18 protein-coding genes, 2 pseudogenes and 1 riboswitch are annotated in these 21,309 nt (G+C 39.0%); all 20 genes and pseudogenes read right to left on the bottom strand.

What is annotated here, in order from left to right:
- Positions 1-46 precede the first annotated feature (46 nt).
- The 20 genes and pseudogenes from EEJ45_RS05040 to EEJ45_RS04950 all read right to left on the bottom strand — a co-directional run bounded on the left by EEJ45_RS05040 (position 47) and on the right by EEJ45_RS04950 (position 21,233).
- On the bottom strand, positions 47-841 hold the full coding sequence (locus EEJ45_RS05040; RefSeq protein ID WP_124563707.1) for a TIGR00282 family metallophosphoesterase: 795 nt from the start codon (positions 839-841) through the stop codon (positions 47-49).
- 179 nt (positions 842-1,020) lie between these two features.
- A complete protein-coding gene (gene rny, locus EEJ45_RS05035; RefSeq protein WP_124563706.1) occupies positions 1,021-2,583 on the bottom strand; it encodes a ribonuclease Y in 1,563 nt (520 codons plus the stop codon).
- Positions 2,584-2,935: 352 nt separating this feature from the next.
- The gene (gene recA / locus EEJ45_RS05030; RefSeq protein WP_124563705.1) at positions 2,936-3,976 is read right to left on the bottom strand and encodes a recombinase RecA; all 1,041 of its coding nucleotides are present in this window, start codon (positions 3,974-3,976) and stop codon (positions 2,936-2,938) included.
- A gap of 567 nt (positions 3,977-4,543) precedes the next feature.
- Positions 4,544-5,770, bottom strand: coding sequence for a competence/damage-inducible protein A (locus EEJ45_RS05025; protein WP_124563704.1), 1,227 nt, complete (start codon positions 5,768-5,770; stop codon positions 4,544-4,546).
- A gap of 12 nt (positions 5,771-5,782) precedes the next feature.
- Positions 5,783-6,370: a CDP-diacylglycerol--glycerol-3-phosphate 3-phosphatidyltransferase gene (pgsA, locus tag EEJ45_RS05020; protein ID WP_124563703.1), complete on the bottom strand. Its 588-nt coding sequence runs from the start codon at positions 6,368-6,370 to the stop codon at positions 5,783-5,785.
- A 59-nt stretch (positions 6,371-6,429) separates the two neighbouring features.
- Positions 6,430-7,314, bottom strand: coding sequence for a helix-turn-helix domain-containing protein (locus EEJ45_RS05015; RefSeq protein WP_124563702.1), 885 nt, complete (start codon positions 7,312-7,314; stop codon positions 6,430-6,432).
- Positions 7,315-7,326: 12 nt separating this feature from the next.
- Complete coding sequence (locus EEJ45_RS05010) at positions 7,327-8,112, bottom strand: DUF3388 domain-containing protein (protein WP_124563701.1); 786 nt, start codon at positions 8,110-8,112, stop codon at positions 7,327-7,329.
- Between the two features lie 164 nt (positions 8,113-8,276).
- Positions 8,277-8,528, bottom strand: coding sequence for a DUF3243 domain-containing protein (locus tag EEJ45_RS05005; RefSeq protein ID WP_124563700.1), 252 nt, complete (start codon positions 8,526-8,528; stop codon positions 8,277-8,279).
- 65 nt (positions 8,529-8,593) lie between these two features.
- Positions 8,594-9,304 (bottom strand): elongation factor P 5-aminopentanone reductase, encoded by a 711-nt coding sequence (gene ymfI, locus EEJ45_RS05000; protein ID WP_124563699.1) that lies wholly within the window; start codon positions 9,302-9,304, stop codon positions 8,594-8,596.
- A gap of 40 nt (positions 9,305-9,344) precedes the next feature.
- Positions 9,345-10,631, bottom strand: coding sequence for an EF-P 5-aminopentanol modification-associated protein YfmH (gene yfmH, locus EEJ45_RS04995; protein WP_124563698.1), 1,287 nt, complete (start codon positions 10,629-10,631; stop codon positions 9,345-9,347).
- 1 nt (position 10,632) lies between these two features.
- The gene (yfmF, locus tag EEJ45_RS04990; protein WP_124563697.1) at positions 10,633-11,895 is read right to left on the bottom strand and encodes an EF-P 5-aminopentanol modification-associated protein YfmF; all 1,263 of its coding nucleotides are present in this window, start codon (positions 11,893-11,895) and stop codon (positions 10,633-10,635) included.
- Between the two features lie 121 nt (positions 11,896-12,016).
- The gene (locus EEJ45_RS04985; RefSeq protein ID WP_124563696.1) at positions 12,017-12,976 is read right to left on the bottom strand and encodes an ABC transporter permease; all 960 of its coding nucleotides are present in this window, start codon (positions 12,974-12,976) and stop codon (positions 12,017-12,019) included.
- Positions 12,977-14,035 (bottom strand): ABC transporter permease, encoded by a 1,059-nt coding sequence (locus tag EEJ45_RS04980; protein WP_124563695.1) that lies wholly within the window; start codon positions 14,033-14,035, stop codon positions 12,977-12,979. It abuts the gene before it with no gap.
- Entirely contained in the window at positions 14,028-15,560 is a 1,533-nt protein-coding gene (locus tag EEJ45_RS04975; RefSeq protein ID WP_124563694.1) for an ABC transporter ATP-binding protein, read from the bottom strand. The genes EEJ45_RS04980 and EEJ45_RS04975 overlap by 8 nt, the downstream gene beginning before the upstream one ends.
- A gap of 64 nt (positions 15,561-15,624) precedes the next feature.
- Positions 15,625-16,695, bottom strand: coding sequence for a BMP family lipoprotein (locus tag EEJ45_RS04970; protein ID WP_124563693.1), 1,071 nt, complete (start codon positions 16,693-16,695; stop codon positions 15,625-15,627).
- Positions 16,696-16,793: 98 nt separating this feature from the next.
- On the bottom strand, positions 16,794-17,519 hold the full coding sequence (locus EEJ45_RS04965) for a GntR family transcriptional regulator (RefSeq protein WP_124563692.1): 726 nt from the start codon (positions 17,517-17,519) through the stop codon (positions 16,794-16,796).
- A gap of 222 nt (positions 17,520-17,741) precedes the next feature.
- Positions 17,742-17,843, bottom strand: a riboswitch (purine riboswitch).
- 59 nt (positions 17,844-17,902) lie between these two features.
- Positions 17,903-19,357 (bottom strand): annotated as a pseudogene (locus EEJ45_RS19020) (DNA translocase FtsK); the annotation flags it as partial.
- A gap of 81 nt (positions 19,358-19,438) precedes the next feature.
- Positions 19,439-20,218 (bottom strand): annotated as a pseudogene (locus EEJ45_RS19015) (cell division protein FtsK); the annotation flags it as partial.
- Between the two features lie 95 nt (positions 20,219-20,313).
- Positions 20,314-20,520: a YlzJ-like family protein gene (locus EEJ45_RS04955; protein ID WP_124563690.1), complete on the bottom strand. Its 207-nt coding sequence runs from the start codon at positions 20,518-20,520 to the stop codon at positions 20,314-20,316.
- On the bottom strand, positions 20,517-21,233 hold the full coding sequence (locus tag EEJ45_RS04950; RefSeq protein WP_124563689.1) for a ClpP family protease: 717 nt from the start codon (positions 21,231-21,233) through the stop codon (positions 20,517-20,519). Before EEJ45_RS04950 ends, EEJ45_RS04955 begins: the two co-directional genes overlap by 4 nt.
- Between the last annotated feature and the right edge of the window lie 76 nt (positions 21,234-21,309).

The following is a 21,309-nucleotide window of genomic DNA, read 5'->3' as shown; positions in this document are numbered from 1 at the left end:
CTTAATTTTCACAAAAATTTATATATAGTCGAATAGAACATACCTTTTAATCAAAAATAGATTGATCATCGTTGATTAAAATTTGTTCCACTTTCCGTGCTTTACCCGTAGCCGGATCTACATCAATATATACGGCACTTAGTTGCCTACGCCCTTCCGTTACTTCAAATCGCACAGGCAAGCCAGTTAAAAACTTTTTAAGAACCGCATCACGACTCATTCCTAAAATTCCATCATACGGACCAGTCATACCAACATCTGTTATATAAGCTGTCCCGTTAGGCAAAATACGCTTATCAGCAGTAGGAACATGTGTATGTGTACCCACAACAGCAGTGACTCTACCATCTACGTACCATCCAAGCGCCTGTTTTTCACTTGTTGCTTCCGCATGAAAGTCTATAAAAATTACATTGGTACGCTTTCTTGCTTCTTCTATGTACGCATCTGCTTGCTTAAAAGGACATTCTAGAGGAGGTAAAAATGTGCGTCCTTGTAAATTGATAATTGCTACTTCTGTTCCATTACAATTTACAAAAATCATTCCTTTTCCTGGTGCACCTTCAGGGAAATTACCAGGACGAACCAAATATTTAGCATCATCAATAAAGGAAAATAAATCTTTATTATCCCATGCATGATTGCCAAGTGTAACAGCTTGTGCACCTACCTCTAAAAAACGACGATAAATTTTTTCAGTAATTCCCCTGCCCGCTGCCGCATTTTCTCCATTAATGATGGTAAGCGTTGGACTGTATTTTTTCTTTAATTTTGGCATGTACTCATCAATCATTTCCCTCCCAGGCGCTCCGACAACATCTCCAATAAATAAAATTCGCATCACTATTGCTTCCTTTCTAATCCTACATTCTCATACAAATTCTAAATGGGTACTTATTCAATCTTTTTCATCAAATATACAGTAAGCAAGCCATTGACAACTTAGCTCTGTCACATTTTTGCATATAGTGTAATGATCTACCGATGTATGATAAAAAAATAAAGTGGTCAGAGACCACTTTATTTTGCATATTCAACAGCACGTGTTTCTCGAATAACCGTAACTTTGATATGTCCTGGGTAATCAAGCTCGCTTTCAATACGTTTGCGAATATCTCTGGCTAAACGATGTGCTTCTAAATCATCGATTGCATCAGGTTTGACCAAGATACGAACTTCACGACCTGCCTGAATTGCAAATGATTTCTCTACACCCTCATAGGACTCAGAAATCTCCTCAAGCTTTTCTAAGCGACGAATGTAGTTTTCCAACGTTTCACTTCTTGCTCCTGGTCTTGCTGCTGATAATGCATCCGCAGCAGCAACAAGCACAGAAATAATAGAAGTTGGATCTGTATCACCATGGTGGGATGCAATTGCATTAATAACCACAGGATGTTCTTTATATTTTGTAGCAAGTTCCACACCAATTTCAACGTGACTACCCTCAACTTCATGATCGATTGCTTTTCCAATATCATGCAACAAGCCTGCTCGGCGCGCTAGTTTTTCATCTTCACCAAGTTCAGCAGCCATTAAGCCCGCCAAATATGATACTTCCATTGAGTGCTTTAGTACGTTTTGACCATAACTTGTACGGAACTTTAAACGACCCAAAATTTTAATGAGATCTGGATGTAAGCCATGAACACCGACTTCAAATGTGGTTTGTTCACCAATTTCCCTGATATACTCATCCACTTCACGTCTGGATTTTTCAACCATTTCTTCAATACGAGCCGGATGAATACGTCCATCTTGTACAAGTTTATCTAATGCAATACGAGCTGTTTCACGACGAATTGGATCAAATCCTGATAAAATAACTGCTTCCGGTGTATCATCAATAATTAAATCAATACCGGTTAATGTTTCTAATGTTCGAATATTTCGACCTTCTCGACCTATAATTCGGCCTTTCATCTCATCGTTTGGAAGATTTACGACTGAAACAGTCGTTTCTGCAACATGATCAGCTGCACAGCGCTGAATTGCTAGGGATAAAATTTCCTTCGCTTTTTTATCCGCTTCTTCTTTTGCACGAACTTCACTTTCTTTAATCATCATCGCGATCTCATGTGAAAGTTCGCCTTCCATTTTGGAAAGAATGATAGATTTTGCTTCTTCACGTGTCAAGCCTGAAACACGTTCTAGTTCGTCCTGTTGTTTTTGAACCAGTTCTCCTACTTTGCTTTCCAACTCTTCAATCTGCTGTTGTTTTAAAACAAGAGAATCTTCTTTTTTCTCAAGCGCATATTCACGCTTTTCTAAAGATTCGTTCTTACGATCAAGATTCTCCTCTTTTTGCATTAAACGATTTTCTTGTTTCTGTAACTCACTTCTTCGATCACGAACTTCTGATTCTGCTTCTGTACGAAGTGTATGAATTTCGTCCTTAGCCTCAAGCAATGCTTCCTTTTTTAATGCTTCCGCTTGGCGCTTCGCATCTTCAAGAATTTGATTAGCAGCGTAGGTAGCACCGTTAATCTTTGCTTCGGCGATGGATTTTCGAACAAAAAAGCCAACAACGGCACCGACGATCGTGGCAAGCAAAATGGAGATGATTGCAACAACTAAGTTCATAACTTTCACCTCCTTTTGCTATTAATAAAATAAGACTGTCGGCATGTGCATTTAAGATGCACACCACTGCCCCCTCGTCCCTTTGAACTATGTGCATGGGACATGTTTACATTCGCTTTATTATTTACACAATTCTTCGAATTTGGAACAAAAAGTTCCCTTCGAATGTCATACATTTTCAAACCGAAAGATATGACACAATGGTAAAAAAAGAATATACATTCTCATTTTATAGGTCGATATTTCCATTGTCAAGAGCGGTATCTATTTGCTGAGTTTTAACTAGAATAAAATCGAATAAGAGTTATCTTTTTTGTTGAAATAAAAAACACCCAATTGGGTGTTTTTTATCTTATTCATCTAATAAAGTTGGCTCGTCTTCTTCAATAACCGTGCGAGGTCCATCAGAATCAATACCGTAGTGAGCACGTACTTTTAAAGCAATATCGTCTCGAACATGTGGATTTTCACGCAAAAAGATCTTTGCATTTTCTCGACCTTGACCAAGACGCTCGTCTTGGTAGGAATACCATGCACCACTCTTTTGTACAATATCAAGTTCTGTTGCCATATCAAGAATTTCACCTTCTTTAGAAATTCCCTCTCCATACATAATATCTACTTCCGCTACACGGAATGGAGGTGCCACTTTATTTTTTACTACCTTAATCTTTGTTTTATTACCAACCATATCGTTGCCTTGTTTTAACTGCTCGGCACGGCGTACTTCTAAACGCACTGTTGAATAAAACTTTAATGCACGGCCACCTGGTGTTGTCTCAGGACTACCGAACATAACACCTACTTTTTCACGAATTTGATTAATGAAGATAGCAATTGTTTTGGATTTATTAATTGCACCGGAAAGCTTGCGAAGAGCTTGTGACATAAGACGCGCTTGCAACCCGACATGAGAATCTCCCATTTCTCCTTCAATTTCAGCTTTTGGAACAAGAGCTGCTACAGAATCAATAACAATAATATCTACTGCGCCGCTGCGTACCAACGCTTCTGCAATTTCCAACCCTTGCTCACCTGTATCGGGCTGCGATAACAATAAAGAATCTATATTTACACCGAGCTTTTGTGCATACACAGGATCAAGAGCATGTTCTGCGTCAATAAATGCAGCTTGCCCACCGCGTGCTTGTACCTCTGCAATTGCATGAAGAGCGACTGTAGTTTTACCAGAAGACTCAGGTCCATATGTTTCAATAATTCGTCCGCGTGGGTAACCACCTACACCTAAAGCAACATCCAATGCTAGAGATCCACTGGAAACTGTAGAAATCTGACGTTCAGATTGCTCTCCTAGCTTCATGATAGATCCTTTACCGAACTGCTTTTCTATTTGTTTTAACGCCATTTCTAGCGCTGCTTGACGATCGCTCATTATATTTCCTCCTTTTATGTTAACCTTATCATTATTATAACCGCTTTTCCGTAAAAAGCCAACAAAAATCGAACACCTATTCGTATTTTAGTTTTTACTGTTCTACATCTCTACTTTAGCTATAAATATAATTTCAAAATTTTCATATCAAAATACGAATACTGTATTTAGCCAATTAACAACAATGTTTAGACAAGCAACACAAAATAAAACTTACACTTTCCTAACTTGTGAACTCCTCATCATCTCATTTTCTCACCAATCCATGTAAGTAGCGTGAACTCCAAAAGTTCATATGCTTACAGTGTGTTTACTCCGTTTCTAACGCATAGCCTGAAGCAGGAGAGCCTCTTTATTTATAATAGACAGTGTTAGCGCCTAGTGTTAATAATTAGCACTTGTTGATTGGTATGGATAGGTAAAAATTCTGATAAAAGAAGTGAGTCAACAAGAGACCGTTTAGGAGCTTAGCCTGAAGATATACTGACTGCCGCAAAGAGTGAAGCATTATATCGGAAATTAATAATACGGTTTTAACAGAGCCCTATTCATGAAAAAAGGAAGAGTTTAGCACTCTTCCAGTCGTTTTAATAGATAGTATAAACCATATTTGACAGCTCTTTCTCTTACAAGAATTCTGTTGCCTCCAAGCTTTAACGAAAATGTTTCTGTATGTTTCCCTTTGATTGCTACACCAATATGTACGGTTCCAGGCGCTTGGTTTTCTAACGGTTCTGGTCCTGCCACACCTGTAAAACTGATGCCCACATCACTTTGCAAAAGTGTAAGGACATTTGTAGCAAGTAAACCTGCACATTGTGAACTGACTACTTGCATATCAGCCGGAATACCAAGTAGCTTTTCTTTTACAGACCTGTCATAGCACTGTACACCGCCTTTAAAACAAGAGGAAACACCCGGTACGTCTGTTATCTTGGCAGCAAACATACCGCCAGTTAAACTTTCTGCACACGAAAGCGTATATCCTTTTGCCTGTAGTAAATCAATAACCTTAGTATGCAGGGATTCATTATCATAACCGTAGAAAAAAGACCCTACCCTTTCTAAAATTTGCTGCTCAGTTTTATTAAGTAGCTCATGTGCTTCTATTTCAGTTGTAGCCTTAGCCGTCAATCGAAGCGTTACTTCTCCTTCAGCAGCAAGGGGAGCAATGGTGGGATTGGTTTGGGCATCAATAATATCTTGTAATACATCTTCTAGCTGTGATTCCCCAATGCCAAAAAAACGTAATACACGTGAGTACAAATTCCCTGTAGATCCTAATTGGATTAGATATGGTTCTACATATCGTTCATACATAGGAATCATTTCTTTCGGCGGTCCTGGTAACAAAACATATAATTTGCCACCTGCAGCCAATGCCATACCGGGCGCCATACCAAAATCGTTCGGAAAAACAACCGCCCCTTCTAGTACAAGTGCCTGTTTTTTATTGTTTTCTGTAAAAGCTCGGCCCGTTTTGGTGAAATAAGCAGCAATTGCATCCATAGCTGGTTCATCATATACCAGCTTGACTCCTGCAGCATTGGCGATAGTTTCTTTTGTTAAATCATCTTTGGTCGGTCCTAATCCCCCCGTAAAAATTAAAACATCCGCTCGTTGCTGTGCAACGGCAATAGCTGAAGAAAGTCGTTCAGCATTATCTCCTACAACAGTTTGGAAATAAACATTAACACCAATAGATGCTAATTTTTGCGAAAGAAACTTTGCATTTGTGTTTAAGATTTGTCCTAATAATAATTCGGTGCCAACCGCGATAATCTCGGCGTTCACAATACATTCCCCCTATTTGGAATTAACAAAAACAGCGCGATTCTTCCAAAAGTAATCCCATCCGGATATCACAGTAAAGACAACAGCAATCCACATAGATATATTAGCTACAGAAAACGGTAGCCAATGAAGAGGCACATCATGTAATAGGTATGCTGAGATAGCTACAATCTGCGTCCATGTTTTAATTTTACCGAGCATGTTAGCGGCCACAACTTCTCCTGTTCCTGCTAAGATTAAACGTAACCCTGTAATAGCAAACTCACGGCTTATGATAATAATGACCATCCACGAAGGAGCATGAAAGGGCTCCGGCAATTCTACAAGTATAATAAGAGCAGCGGCTACTAGCAATTTATCGGCTAACGGATCTAAAAACTTCCCGAAATTAGTCACCAAATTATATTTACGTGCATAATAGCCGTCTACCCAATCTGTGGCTGATGCAAAAATGAAAATTAACGCTCCAATAAGATGACTTAGTGTTAAATCATTCGGACCTATAATACGATTTGACCATTCAAACGGAACCAACATAACAAGCATAAACAAAGGAATTAAAAAAATTCTTGATAAGGTGATTTTATTAGGTATATTCACGATTACTCCTCCATTGTTTCAAAACCAATTTCATTGAAAATAGTCATCGCATGCGATGACTATTGTGCAGATTGCGCTGTCCGCAAATTTTTAATCAGTAAAATTTGATGATAATATTTTGTAGGATCTTGCGGATACGAAACTGCCTGACCGTTAATTTTAATGTCAGTATTCGGTGTACTTCCAACATTTAAGCGCATCGTATCTTGTGCGGACAAATCCTGTTGCAATGTTTCTCCAGGTTGTAACGTTTTGCTTATAATCAGTTTTCCTGAACCATCTTTTATATCGATGTATGCGCGTCCTTTAGCTGTTAACTCAACAATCATTGCCGTATTGTTGCGAAGTTCCATCGTAGCTATTTTACCGGATGTTTCGATTACCTTTAGCTCTTGTACTGGCTGTGGAGGTGCAACAGGAGCTTCTTCCTTCTTTACCTCTTCTTTAGGCTCTTCTTTTTTATCTAACGGTGAATTTTCCGCTTTCTCTACCTGTGCTTTTGTTACCTCAGGTATAGCTGTACTTTCCTCTTTATTCGCTAAAGCCTGAAATACAAGCCAAACACCTACACATACCGCAAGTACAATAAGAGTGATAAATACTTTTGGCATATAATCCATAAACTTATTTGAAGCGGCTGTAGAAACCGCCTCCCTCGACTTACGAACACGTGACAATTGCGTTATATCGTGTGAAGCAGGAGGGAGGGGTAATTCATTCTTATGCTCTTCTAGCAACATTTCCGCATCTAGTCCAACAGCTTCTGCATATTGCTTAATAAACGCTCTTACGTAAAACTCTCCCGGCAAGATATGCAACTTTCCTTCTTCTATACTGGTGAGATATCGCTTTTGAATCTTCGTAATCTCTTGCAATTCATCTAATGACAAACCCTTTGTTTGTCTGGCTTCCTGTAATTTTTGTCCTAGTTCCAATACAAACACCTCGATACTTCCTTAAAAATCGAACATGGAAAAATTATTCCTTGTATTTAGCTCAATATCATCCACCAAATGATATGTAATCTCTTCATCATCGTCGTTACGTAACTCAATAATGTAATCAAAGTCGTCCAATGTATATTCAGACTGGGCTACAAAGATATCTGGGTGCTCCACCACTTTTGTTGCTGGGATGCGCATAATCTCTCGTACAAGCTGCCAATGTCTTTCGTTTGCTCGCTTTGTTGAGACAATGCCATCTAAAATAAAAATGTTATTTTCGCTATATTCATCTTGAATAAGTTGACTTCGAATCGTTTGCTTGATTAATGTAGAAGATACAAAAAGCCATCTTTTGTTTGCGCAAACGCTTGCTGCTACAATGGATTCCGTTTTGCCGACTCGCGGCATGCCACGTATGCCAATTAATTTATGCCCCTCCTTTTTCATTAACTCAGCCATAAAATCAACCAATAATCCTAATTCATCACGAACAAATCGAAATGTTTTCTTATCATCAGCATCTCTTTGTATGTATCTACCATGTCGCACCGCCAACCGATCTCTAAGTTTCGGTTCGCGGTACTTCGTTACCGTTATATTATCCATCGTATTCAGAATTGATTCAAGACGCGCAATTTGCTCACGGTTTTCTCCTCGAAGCAATAAACCCCGTCTAGAGTTATCTACACCATTAATTGTCACAATATTAATGCCAAGCATCCCGATTAGCGAAGAGACATCGCCAAGCAAGCCGGGTCGATTCTTATGTATCTCATACTCAAAGTACCATTCGATCATCTCAAACACTCCCCTTGCCTACTAACTATCTACTATCTTATATGATTTTTCCTGAATAGAAAAGTGAAATTACAAATCCGATATTCCAAATACAAAGCATTATTCATGTAAGCATTATCATTTTTGTGTTCAAAACAAAGAAAAGAGGAGGCTCCCCCCCTCTTTTAACGTTGATGCTGTACAAGCTTAATCATTAGATTCGCAATAGTATGCTGCTCTTGCTCATCCGCCACTTTCCAAAGTTCGGCCAACACGCGTTCTTCATCGTTGCGCGGCTCTACTTCGTTTGCTAAATAATCGCCAATTCGATAAGCCATTTCAGATACATAATTATGATCTAATCCTTTACCTTCGGCTTGATCCAAACGCTCACCCAAAAATGATTTCCATTGGTCAAAATTATCTAATACAGACACAGGTAACACCTCACCTTTCAAATAGATTCAATACTACTATGCACATTTCTAACCGATATTATGTATTAATACCATCCACCATTTACAGCGATAATCTGCCCTGTGATATAAGAAGCCTTAGGAGACAATAAAAATGAAACCACATTCGCTACCTCTTCTGCTTGCCCTAGGCGGCCCATTGGTATTTCCTCGGCAATTTCATTTTTTTCATCTTCGGAAAATATATGTAGCATCTCGGTTTCTATAGCACCTGGAGCAACTGCGTTTACTCGTATCCCACTGGGTGCAACCTCTTTGGCTAATGCTTTTACAAATGTATTTTGCGCTCCTTTGACAGTAGAATACAGTACTTCACAAGAAGCTCCTACCTGTCCCCAAATGGAAGAGATAACAATAATTTGCCCTTGTTTTTTAGAAATCATATCAGGTAATAAAATTGTCACCAACTGATATAAATTGGTAACCTGCATGCGCACCATCGCATCTAATTCATTGTTTGAAATATCTTGAACCAATCCAAATACGCTTTTACCAGCCGCGTATACAATGATATCTAGTGGATGGTGCAATTGCAATTGTATGTGCTTTGCACCATCTGGGTGCGATAAATCACCGTTAATTAAGATATGCCCCTGCCCCAATTCCTGTAATAGTTTCTCCGCTTTTTCTTTTCCTGTATGGTAATGTAGATATAGTTGATATCCTTCAGCAGCTAGCTGTCTGGCAATTGCTCCTCCGATTCCTCCACTTGCCCCTGTAATAAGTGCGTACTTCATATATGCCTCCTTACATGTAAAAAGCATCCGTAATGGATGCTTATGCCTTAGGTACGACCTGACAAACACTCAATCTTTTTTCATCAACAAATTCCTTGGCAGCTTGCTTTAGATCCGAACTTGAAATTTCCTCCAAAACTGCTAACGCATCAAATAAACTTGATTCGTTAAACGCATAACGTGTAAATTGATTTGCGATATATTCCGGAGAATTTAAAGAACGTAAAAAGCCGCCTATTTTCTTTTTCTTTGCCCGTTCGAGCGTCTGTTCCGATAAGCTATTATAATCTGTGTGCAATAGAATGGATGTTAGCTTTTCAGCCAATTCATTAGGATACTTTGTATCGCCTCCCACCATTGCAAAACCAAAGTTACTCTCTTCTGTATAATCATAAGAAAATGTATCGTCAATTAAACCATTATTATAAAGGTCCTCATAATTATTAGAACCTTTACCGAATAAACAATCCATTAAGAGCGTCAACGTAATTTCTTGCTTTAATAAAGCTCGACCTGTTTTATTTGACTTCTTCGCTTTTAAACCTACCAAACATTTAGGCGTTTGTACAGTCATGGGAATAACTTTTTTCTTTTCATTTACTTCTTCAGGTTCACTCTCAAAAAAACGTTGAATTGGGGGTTGATCTTCATATTTCTTAGCAGCTTGATTACGGCGTACCAACTCCATTGTATCTTCTACATCGACCGGACCAACAACAAATAACAACATATTACTTGGGTGATAAAATGTGTGATAGCATTCATATAAAGAATCTTTTGTAATTTTGCTTATAGAGTCGATTGTACCTGCTATGTCTATTTTAACAGGATGTTTTTGATACAAAGCATCAATTAATCCAAAATACAAGCGCCAGTCTGCATTGTCTTGATACATTTGAATTTCCTGTCCGATAATACCCTTTTCTTTTTCTACAGTTTCTTCCGTAAAATATGGTGCTTGCACAAAATCCAGCAATGTATTTAAGTTGACATCAACATTTGATGTACACGAAAATAAGTAGGCTGTTCTTGTAAACGATGTAAAGGCATTCGATGAAGCACCTTGTTTGCTGAAAAGCTGAAATGCATCATGGTCTTCTTTTTCAAATAACTTGTGCTCTAAAAAATGCGCAATGCCGTCCGGCACTTGTACCTTTTCTGTTCCATCTATTGGAACAAACACGTTATCAATGGAACCGTATTTTGTTGTAAATGTAGCAAACGTTTTATTAAATCCTTGCTTTGGCAGAATATATACATCTAAGCCATTTGGTAGCTTTTCGTAAAATAATTCTTCTTTAAGTTGTTCAAATGAAATTTTCTCCACCTTACACATCCTCCCCTTGCAGCAAGTAAACCGTGTCAATCTCTATCTTTTTTGCTACTGCAATTACTTCCTCTTTTGTTACATTATGAATTGCTTCCTCCCATTTGGCAATTGGGCGTTCGTAATCCGCTACAACATTATGGTATAGCATTTCAACTAGTCCCCTCGGTGTATCAATCGTTTCAAGAATTTGATTATTAATTACTGCTTTGGTTTGCTGCAGTTCTTGCTCTGTAAAATCTCCGTTTCGCATTGCTTCTAGTTGCTCATTGATAATGGAAACAGCTTTTTGATAATTTTTAGCTTCAATGCCTGACATAACAAACAAAAGTCCTTTATGGCTTTCATAACGAGATGCGGCGTAATATGCAAGGCTATTTTTTTCCCGCACATTGATAAATAGTTTAGAGTGAGAGAATCCTCCAAATAGACCGTTGAATACTTGAAGCGGGAAGTAGTCTTTATCTTTATATGTAACATGGGTACGATAGCCTATATGCAATTTGCTTTGTTTTAAATCCTGCTTCTCAATTACTTCTCGTTCTGATACTTGTTTAGAAGGTGATATAGTAACTCTACAATGCTGCTTTCGTTGTGCAGGTAGTGTGAAATATTTTTGAATTAAAGTTGTCACAGATTCATTAACATCACCAATCACATACAAATCTAAGCAGTCCTCTCTCAACACTTGCTGATAATACGAAAATAAAGAAGCCGGTGTAATCTCGGCAATTTTTTCTTTTATACCGTTTGCGTTAAATCGATATACCTCATTTTGACACATTTCCTCTAGCAATCGATCATTCGCATAACGCATTTTATCATCATACACGGATTCCAAACGCTGTAATAAAGACCGCTTTTCACTTTCAACAATGGATGGGACAAACACGTCACCTTCCGTTATCGGGTGTAAAATTAATTCAGCTAGCATTTCAATCGCCTTTTCTAGAAGAAGAGGGGCATCTTGTAAATACACTTCGTTTGCAACGTCCATATAAAAAGAAATAATGTGATATTCACCCTTTTTACTGACATCTACTCCTAAAGAAGCACCATATAAATCTTCAAGATGCTGTCTAATGAGCTTCACGGTTGGAAACGTTTTTGTACCACTTTGTAATACATATGGCAATAAGGCACGCTGTGTAACTGTTTCCTCCGATAAGGGGGCCTTCATTCGCAGTACAAGTGTATTCGTTTTGTATTTCGTAGTAGCAACTGTATGTACACGTAAACCAGCTATTTGTGTTTGCTGTTCCATCTTACTCCTCCTTATATACATATTCTTCTTCAATATACATTTCCTTGCATGAACTTGGCAAATTTCTAACGTATTTTTAGTATATGTGAAAAAAGAAAAAACTCGCACAAAGTGCGAGTTTTTAGCGTTTTCCTTTTTCGTACGGTGCACCTAATGCTTTAGGAGCTTCAGAGCGTCCTACAAAACCTACCAGCGCAAAAATGGTTAACACATAGGGAAGAATAATTAAAATTACTGGTGGAATATTTTGTAGCAGTGGCAGTGTACCACCTGTTACTCCCAGAGACTGTGCAAACCCGAAGAACAATGCTGCTCCGAGTGCACCAATCGGATGCCATTTACCAAAAATCATAGCTGCCAGCGCAAGGAAGCCTTGGCCTGCAATTGTACCACCTGAAAAGTTGTTAGAAATAGATGTTGCGAACACTGCACCACCAAGACCCGCAAACATACCAGAAATAACAACGGCAGTGTAACGCATTTTATATACGTTGATACCCATTGTATCTGCCGCCATCGGATGCTCTCCCACCGCACGAAGACGTAGACCAAATGGCGTTTTATAGATGATATACCATACTAAAAATACCATAGCAATGGCAATATATGATGTTAATGGAATTGACGTAAAGAACAACTTTCCAATTACCGGAATATCAGAAAGAACAGGTATATCCATTTTATCAACACGATATTGAATTACGTCCGTTTGTCCTTTTCCAAATATCTTTTTAATAGCAAATACTGTTAATCCAAGCGCCAAGAAGTTAATTGCCACGCCACTAACAACTTGATCAGCTTTAAAAGTAATAGAAGCAACTGCATGAAGCAATGCAAACAAACCACAACCCACAGCCGCAATTACAAGTGAAATCCAAGGCGTAGCAGCGCCCCACGTATCAGACATTAATAATGTTGTTACAATCCCAATAAACGCACCAAACAGCATTAAACCTTCCAGTGCAATATTTACAACACCGGATCTTTCACTAAATACACCGCCTAAAGCCGTGAAAATAAGAGGGGCTGCTGTATACAACGTTCCTTGTATGATAATAGCGAGAATATCCAAGAAGCTCATTTATTTGCCCTCCTTGCTAAAGCGATTTAAAGCCCAACGAATTACGTAGCTACACGCGACAAAGAAAATAATACACGCAACAATAACGTTGATTAGTTCAGACGGCACGTTTGCTGTGAAGTTCATTTGTGGAGCTGCGCTCTTTAATCCACCGAATAATAATGCTGATAAAATAATACCGAATGGATTGTTCATGCCAAGAAGTGCAACCGCAATTCCGTCAAATCCAACCCCCGTAAAGGCTGTCATTGCCGTCATGTACTGGAATGTACCTAAAGCTTCCATAGAACCGGCAATTCCGGCGAACGCACCAGCAATTGTCATAGAAAGAATAACGTTACGAGACACTTGCATACCAGCATAATGAGAAGCATGCTGATTGTATCCTACTGCTTTTAATTCATACCCCATAGTCGTACGGTCTAATAAAAACCACATCACAATTGCAGCAAGCGCTACGATGATAATTCCCCAGTGTAAGCGAGAGCCATCTGTAATGGATGATAACCATGGTGATGCAAGAGAAGCACTTGCTTTTACATCATATGTTTTTTCATTTCCAGCATGTAGGAAACGTTTAATTAAGTCATACGTCACATACAATGCTACGTAGTTCATCATAATCGTTACAATAACTTCATTTACTTTAAACTTGCCTTTTAAGTAACCAGGAACAAAACCCCACAATCCTCCGGCTACTGCAGCAACTAGGATAGACAATGGTAAATGAATAACTTTCGGTAGTTCAAAAGCATAACCAACCCATACTGCAGCAAGCCAACCAACAAGCAATTGACCTTCTACTCCAATATTAAATAACCCCGTACGGAAAGCAAATGCAACAGACAAACCGGCTAACACAAGAGGTAGCATCGTACGAATTGTTTCTCCGACAGCACGTGGGTTACCGAACATACCTTCAATAAGGGCCGTATATCCTACAACTGGGTCATAGCCACTCACAAGCATAACAATTGCTCCCATTAGAAGACCAAATAATGCTGATAATACAGGAACCAATATATTAATTGTGCGTGATGATAAAAATCCTTTATGCATGGTTCTCCACCTTCTCCCCTTGCGTTCCGCCCGCCATCAACAGGCCTAACTCTTGCTCGTTTGTTTCTTTTGCATTCACAATACCTACAATGCGCCCTTCGTAAATAACAGCAATACGATCACTTACATTTAAAATTTCATCCAATTCAAGTGATAAAAGTAAAACCGCCTTTCCTTTATCACGTTGCTCAACAAGCTTTTTATGAATAAACTCGATTGCGCCTACATCCAGACCACGTGTAGGTTGTGCTGCAATTAACAAATCCGGATTACGGTCCACTTCGCGAGCGATAATCGCTTTTTGCTGGTTTCCACCGGATAGCGCACGTGCAGGCGTATGTTCACTTGGTGTGCGCACATCAAATTGCTCAATTAATGCTTTTGCTTTTTCGTATACTTTACCGAAATTTAATATACCATTTCTAGAAATTGGTTCTTTATAATAGGTTTGAAGCACCATATTATCGCCAATAGAAAAGTCTAGAACCAATCCATGCTTATGGCGGTCCTGGGGAATATGTCCGACCCCTTCTTCTGTAATACGGCGCGTAGGCCAGTTCGTAACATCTTTTTGATTTAATGTAATAGAACCTGACTCAACTTTTCGTAACCCTGTGATTGCTTCAATCAGTTCACTTTGACCGTTACCATCTACCCCTGCAACTCCGACAATTTCTCCTGCACGAACAGTTAAGTCAAGGCCTTTTACAGCAGGTAAATTGCGGGCATCATGTACAACCAAATTAGAAATTTTTAATACATCCTGTTGTGGTTGGGCGTCTGACTTTTCAGTCTTAAAATTAACTTCTCTTCCTACCATTAATTCTGCTAATTCCTGCTCACTAGAGTTCTGAATCTCAACTGTTCCAATACCTTTACCTTTACGAATAATTGTACAACGATCACACACTTCCATGATTTCTTTTAATTTATGTGTGATGAGAACAATGGACTTACCTTCTTGTACAAGACGCTTCATAATGTTCATAAGCTCATGGATCTCTTGAGGTGTCAATACAGCTGTTGGTTCATCGAAAATTAAGATTTCAGCGCCGCGGTACAATGTTTTCAAAATTTCAACACGTTGTTGCATCCCTACAGAAATATCCTCAATTTTTGCATATGGATCTACCGCCAGTCCATATTGCTCAGACAGTTTCTTAATTTCAGCTGCCGCGTCTTCAATGTTAATTTTGCCGCCCTTTTTCGGCTCATTTCCTAAAATAATATTTTCTGTAACAGTAAAATTGTGTACCAGCATAAAGTGCTGATGCACCATACCGATTCCTAAATCATTTGCAACATTAGGACTTGTAATTTTAACAGCTTGACCTTTAATTTTGATTTCACCCTCTTCCGGCTGGTATAAACCGAAAAGGATGTTCATTAGTGTCGATTTTCCGGCACCGTTTTCCCCAAGCAATGCATGGATTTCACCCTTCTTTACTTGTAGGGTAATATCGTCATTTGCTTTGATGCCAGGGAAAACCTTTGTAATATGGTTCATCTCGATTACATATTCCATGAATTAACCCCCTATACATACAAAGGTTAGTTCCAAGAACTAACCTTTGCTATTCCTCTGTGTCCTATTTTTTCAGAGAAGCTTCATATGTTTTATATTCTGCTTCAGTTGCAGGAACTTTTAAATTACCTTCAAGGATTTGCTTTTTGAACTCTTCTACTTTAGCCAATGCTTCTTTGCTCACATTTTCAGTTGTTTCTGCAATATCAATACCTTTGTCTTTTAAACCAAATTCTTTAATAGCGCCGCCTTTAAGCGTACCTTCTTTTGCTTCTTTAGCAACCTCTTCAACTGCAACGTCTACACGTTTAACCATGGAAGTTAATGTAACATTTTCAGGCATACCTTCTTGATGCTGGTCACGGTCAACACCGATTACCCATACCTTCTCGCCTTTTTTCTTGCGGTTTTTCGCTTCAGTGAACACACCGTTTCCTGTACCGCCCGCAGCATGGTAGATTACATCAACACCTTGTCCATACATTGTAGAAGCCAATTGTGTACCTTTTGCAATGTTGTTAAAATCACCTGCATATTGAGATACAACCTCAATATTCGGATTTACTGCTTTTGCACCCGCGATGAAGCCGTATTGGAACTTTTTAATCAAATCGCTCTCTACGCCGCCGATAAAGCCAATTTTATTGGACTTTGTCGTCATAGCAGCTACCGCGCCTACAAGGAAAGAACCTTCGTTCTCTTTGAATACGATGCTTGTCACGTTTGGCTTGTCTACAACCATATCAACGATTGCAAACTGACTATCTTTCGCTTGATCAGCAGCCTTACCAATTGCATCTGCCATTAAAAAGCCGATACCAAAAGTGAGGTTAAATTTTGCTTCGCTAAATTTGTTTAGATTGTTCAAGTAGTCAGATTCTTTTTCGGACTGCAAGTAACGATAGCCTTCGTTTTCTTTCAAGCCGTTCTCTTTACCAAATTTAGTTAAACCTTCCCAAGCTGATTGGTTAAACGATTTGTCATTAACACCGCCAGTATCAGTAACCATACCTACTTTAAAGTTAGACGCTTTTTTGTCGCCGCCTTTTTCTTCTGCCTTGTCTGTTCCGCAAGCACCTAATACCGTGCTTGCTGCCAATGTTAAGGATAATAAAAGACCTGCTTTTTTCTTCATACTAGAACCCCTCCATAATATGCTGTTGCAGTTTTTGTATCTCTTGCTACTTACTGTCCCTTCTGAAAGGTGTCACCTCCTCAAAAGGATGAGGGACATTACATCCGTTTTCGTAGTACGTGGAAGCTGAATTTATCAGCTCTGAAATAGTTTACAGAATACAAAATAGGCTCATCATTTTGATCATAGTGCATTTGCTTTAAAACGAGCAGTGCTGTCTCAGGGTCACATTCTAAAATTGGTGACACCTTCGAATGATAGCCCAGCGGTTCAATATGAGCCACTGCATATGTCACACGTTTGTTTGTTTTTCTGTGAATAATACTCAGCAATGACTCTTCTTTATAGTCTGACAAATCCGGTAAGATATTATGCGGCATTTTATCAACACAATATACGACCGGTTCCCCATCTGCCGTTCTCACCCGCTCTATTGCAAGCGCTTCCACATTCTCTGTACAACGAAACTTCTCTTTCTCTTCTTCCGTCAAACTTGTAAGCGAAGATGATAGAAAGATAGTACCTGGTACTTTTTTGGCATCCGCAATCATATCAGTGATGCTGTAAAGCTGCTCAATCCCAGATGAGAAGAGCGGTGTAGCGTTTACAAAAGTACCAACACCATGACGGCGAATCACGACATTTTCCTCTTCTAAAATGCGCAACGCCTCTCGCAAGGTCGCTCGAGAAACCCCAAGTTCCTTTGCCAAATCAAATTCTGAAGGCAATTTCTGCTTTTCTTTGTATACGCCCTCTTTAATGTCATCTTTAATCCGGTCTATCACTCGTAAGTAAAGATGCCGGTTATCTGACCTGATTGACATGTTACTCCCCCAGTGTTCCACTTATTCGACCTCTGATGTAAGACATCTTTTCGTCTTTTTCAACCTTACTATATCATGAAATTATAAAAATCAAAATATAAAAGTTGTAATTTGTCGAATAAATGTTAATAATTTTTCTAGCACAAATTTTTATATATTTATGCATAAAAAAAACCTGTGCAACAGTATCTCTACGTCATGAGAAAACTGGAGCACAGGAATGTGCGTCACCGCTCTCCTCATAGTCTAGCAATTTAAGGCTGCTAGGTAGAAACTTCTGGACCATATCTCCATGATTATATGAGGTATCTAATTCATTCTGAGGTAAATAGTATCATAATATCCGTACATCGTCAACGGCATTCGACAAAAATCTTCGTATATTACGAACTCATCTCTTCTCTATCTTTAATAAGTACTTCTCTTGGTTTACTTCCTTCGTAAGGACCTACTACACCGTTCGCCTCCATCACATCAATTAAACGCGCTGCCCTTGCATAACCAATTCGAAAGCGACGTTGCAGCATAGATACAGATGCTGTTTGCATATCAATAACCAATTGAACTGCTTCTTCATATAAATCGTCACCGGATTCCTGTACAACGTCTGCGATTGGTAAAATCATATCTTCTTGATATTGTGCTTTTTGCTGAGAAATAACGAACGATACTACATTTTCTACTTCCTCATCTGATAAAAAGGCACCTTGTACTCGAACAGGCTTAGATGCCCCTATTGGTAAGAAGAGCATATCGCCACGTCCTAATAGCTTTTCTGCGCCCCCCGCATCCAAGATTGTTCTTGAATCAGTCTGTGAAGACACCGCAAATGCAATACGTGATGGAATGTTGGCTTTAATGACCCCTGTAATAACATCTACAGAAGGACGTTGAGTTGCCAATATCAAATGAATACCGGCTGCGCGTGCCATTTGTGCCAAGCGCATAATAGCATCTTCAACATCTGATGAAGCTACCATCATTAAATCTGCAAGCTCGTCCACAATTACTACAATATATGGCAAGCTTGGTTGCTTTGCTTCTGCTTGTTCATTATATTGACGCACATATTCATTATATCCCTCAATATTTCTCGTACTGCTATGTGCGAACAACTCATAACGCCTTTCCATCTCACTTACGACTTTCTTTAATGCCATAGATGCTTTTTTCGGATCTGTTACCACCGGTGCCAGAAGGTGGGGTACACCATTATATACATTCAGTTCAACCATTTTTGGATCAATCATCATAAGCTTGACTTCATGAGGCTTAGCTCGCATTAAAATACTTGTAATAATACCGTTAATGCAAACACTTTTTCCACTTCCTGTAGCACCGGCTACTAATAAATGGGGCATTTTATTAAGCTGTGCCATCACGGCTTCTCCGGTAATGTCACGCCCTAAACCAATCAGCAGCGGATCTTCGTTTCGACTTGCCCCTTTAGATTCCAAAACCTCACGCAACGTAACCATCGCAACTTCCGCGTTCGGCACTTCAATACCAACTGCTGATTTGCCGGGAATAGGAGCTTCAATTCGAATATCTTTAGCCGCCAATGCCAGTGCTAAGTCATCACTTAAGCTAACAATTTTGCTCACTTTAACACCCATATCAGGATACACTTCGTATTTTGTAACAGCAGGTCCTCTGTGAACCTTGGTTACTTTCGCCTTAACCCCAAAACTTTTAAAAGTTTGCTCTAGCTTTCTTGCATTTTTATAAATTAATTCATTTTCATCAGTCACGTGACTATTCTCTGGTAAGCGAAGTAAATCCAAAGCGGGCAGCAAGTAATCTTTATTCTCAATATTGGTAAACTGCATAGGAGGTCCTGGATCTACAACATCTTCTGCTTCTATTCGTTGTTCTTTGACGATCTTTTCTTTTGTCACTATGGGCTCTATAATGGTACGTTCAGCAAAATTTGAAATAATGGGGGGAGCACTTGACTCTTCCTCTGATTCTTCTTCAAATTCATCCTCTATCTCATGTTCTACAGCAGTCTCTATTGTTTTACTTCGCTGCACTTTCTTTTTTTCAGTTTGCACAGCTGCTCTTCCTTCTCGCCATTCTTTATAATCTTGGCCGAACGCCTTTAATTGCTCACGTATCAAATACACTACCGGTGCCAGTATTTCACCAATATGTTTATTTGTGATACAAAGCAGGCCAAGAAGTACAAAAATAATGCCTACAATGTATGCGCCCGCTTCATCGAATAAAAAATAACAGCACGCAAAAGTAACAGCTCCGATCATACCACCGCCCAGCTTTTGCGAGCCAACCTTTCCTTTAACTTCCATAAAAAACAATTCCTTTGTACTTACTAGAACTGAAGGGCTTGGGAACTGCCCTTTTTGCGTTAACATATTAAATAGAGCAATATGACTGAACATCAACAATGCAATAACAATTAAATATGTGCCTACTAAACGTTTATGTAATAAATTGGGCCAGTTGCGTTTCATTACAAAATAAATTGAAAGCGCAAATGCCGCACCCACTCCTGCCATGTACCATTCTCCAAAGAAAAAACGAAAAAATAAAACAAGTGCCTTTCCCACCATACCAAGGTGCAATATTGTGATGAGTGAGAGCGCAAAAAGAGTTAAACCAACAATCTCATAATACATCGTAGGTTGTACGGATTTTCTTTCTTTATTCTTTCGTACTCTCTGCTTTTGTTTTGCCATTTTGCCACCTCTACAAACGTAAGAAAGCAGCCATAATTGGCTGCTACATTCTTTTTCTATAGTATACCATATTGCATGAGTAAATTCCTTCTTTTTCACACAATCCATATTTGCTGACCCGGTTGATAACGCAAATAGTCTTGCGGATCACTACTTAACACTCTTACAATAGCATGTCCTTGTTCTCCATTTGACTCTACCACCATTGCTACCCCGTTACAGCTGACAATCTGTTGTTTATGAAATACATGTTCATCAACAGGATAAATAAAATGCTCCGGTACTATTGTATATAAGATCATTGAACCATCTTCCCTTGCATGTCAATCATTTCATTTAACTTGCGGATGGCTTCTCCAATTCCCCCCACTTCGTCTATTAGCCCATATTTAACCGCATCTGCACCAACCACATTTGTACCAATATCACGCGTCAAGTTTCCTTTAGCAAACATTAATTCCTTAAATCGGTCTTCTGTAATCTTAGAATGCTTTGTCACAAATTTAATGACACGCTCCTGCATTTTATCGAGATACTCAAAGGTTTGAGGAACACCAATTACAAGTCCTGTTAATCGAATGGGGTGAATCGTCATAGTGGCAGTTTCCACGATATACGAATAGTCTGTTGCCACGGCAATTGGAACACCAATGCTATGTCCACCACCAAGTACGATAGATACAGTGGGTTTTGACAGCGATGCAATCATTTCTGAAATAGCCAAACCTGCTTCAACGTCTCCGCCTACTGTATTTAATAAAATAAGTAGTCCCTCTATTTTAGGATTTTGCTCAATTGCGACAATTTGAGGAATTAGATGCTCATATTTTGTCGTTTTGTTCTGCGGAGGAAGCTGTACATGTCCTTCAATTTGTCCAATGATGGTTAAGCAATGAATGCGTGATTCACTCATTTGCGGCACATTTGTTTGTCCAAGCTGTTGAATTTTTTCAACAAGTGAGTCCCTTGGGTCTTTTTTTTCCCCTTCTTCGTTCATTATGTAATGTTCTGACATGATAATACCCCACTTTCATGATGATACCAATAGTATTTGTCATGTTTGCTTTTTCATGTAGGGAAAGAAAAAAAAC

Origin of the sequence: Ectobacillus antri (assembly GCF_003852715.1) — a bacterium.
Taxonomy (GTDB): Bacteria; Bacillota; Bacilli; order Bacillales; family Bacillaceae_G; genus Ectobacillus; species Ectobacillus antri.
Note: the sequence above shows the minus strand (reverse complement) of the source record. Positions and strands in the feature narration are given on the sequence as shown.

Bases quoted from the DNA above. Each gene is read 5' to 3' on its own strand.
- EEJ45_RS05040 (WP_124563707.1), bottom strand. From the start codon at position 841: ATGCGAATTTTATTTATTGGAGATGTTGTCGGAGCGCCTGGGAGGGAA.
- rny (WP_124563706.1), bottom strand. From the start codon at position 2,583: ATGAACTTAGTTGTTGCAATCATCTCCATTTTGCTTGCCACGATCGTC.
- recA (WP_124563705.1), bottom strand. From the start codon at position 3,976: ATGAGCGATCGTCAAGCAGCGCTAGAAATGGCGTTAAAACAAATAGAA.
- EEJ45_RS05010 (WP_124563701.1), bottom strand. From the start codon at position 8,112: ATGATCGAATGGTACTTTGAGTATGAGATACATAAGAATCGACCCGGC.
- ymfI (WP_124563699.1), bottom strand. From the start codon at position 9,304: ATGAAGTACGCACTTATTACAGGGGCAAGTGGAGGAATCGGAGGAGCA.
- yfmF (WP_124563697.1), bottom strand. From the start codon at position 11,895: ATGGAACAGCAAACACAAATAGCTGGTTTACGTGTACATACAGTTGCT.
- EEJ45_RS04985 (WP_124563696.1), bottom strand. From the start codon at position 12,976: ATGAGCTTCTTGGATATTCTCGCTATTATCATACAAGGAACGTTGTAT.
- EEJ45_RS04980 (WP_124563695.1), bottom strand. From the start codon at position 14,035: ATGCATAAAGGATTTTTATCATCACGCACAATTAATATATTGGTTCCT.
- EEJ45_RS04975 (WP_124563694.1), bottom strand. From the start codon at position 15,560: ATGGAATATGTAATCGAGATGAACCATATTACAAAGGTTTTCCCTGGC.
- EEJ45_RS04970 (WP_124563693.1), bottom strand. From the start codon at position 16,695: ATGAAGAAAAAAGCAGGTCTTTTATTATCCTTAACATTGGCAGCAAGC.
- EEJ45_RS04965 (WP_124563692.1), bottom strand. From the start codon at position 17,519: ATGTCAATCAGGTCAGATAACCGGCATCTTTACTTACGAGTGATAGAC.
- EEJ45_RS04955 (WP_124563690.1), bottom strand. From the start codon at position 20,520: ATGATCTTATATACAATAGTACCGGAGCATTTTATTTATCCTGTTGAT.
- EEJ45_RS04950 (WP_124563689.1), bottom strand. From the start codon at position 21,233: ATGTCAGAACATTACATAATGAACGAAGAAGGGGAAAAAAAAGACCCA.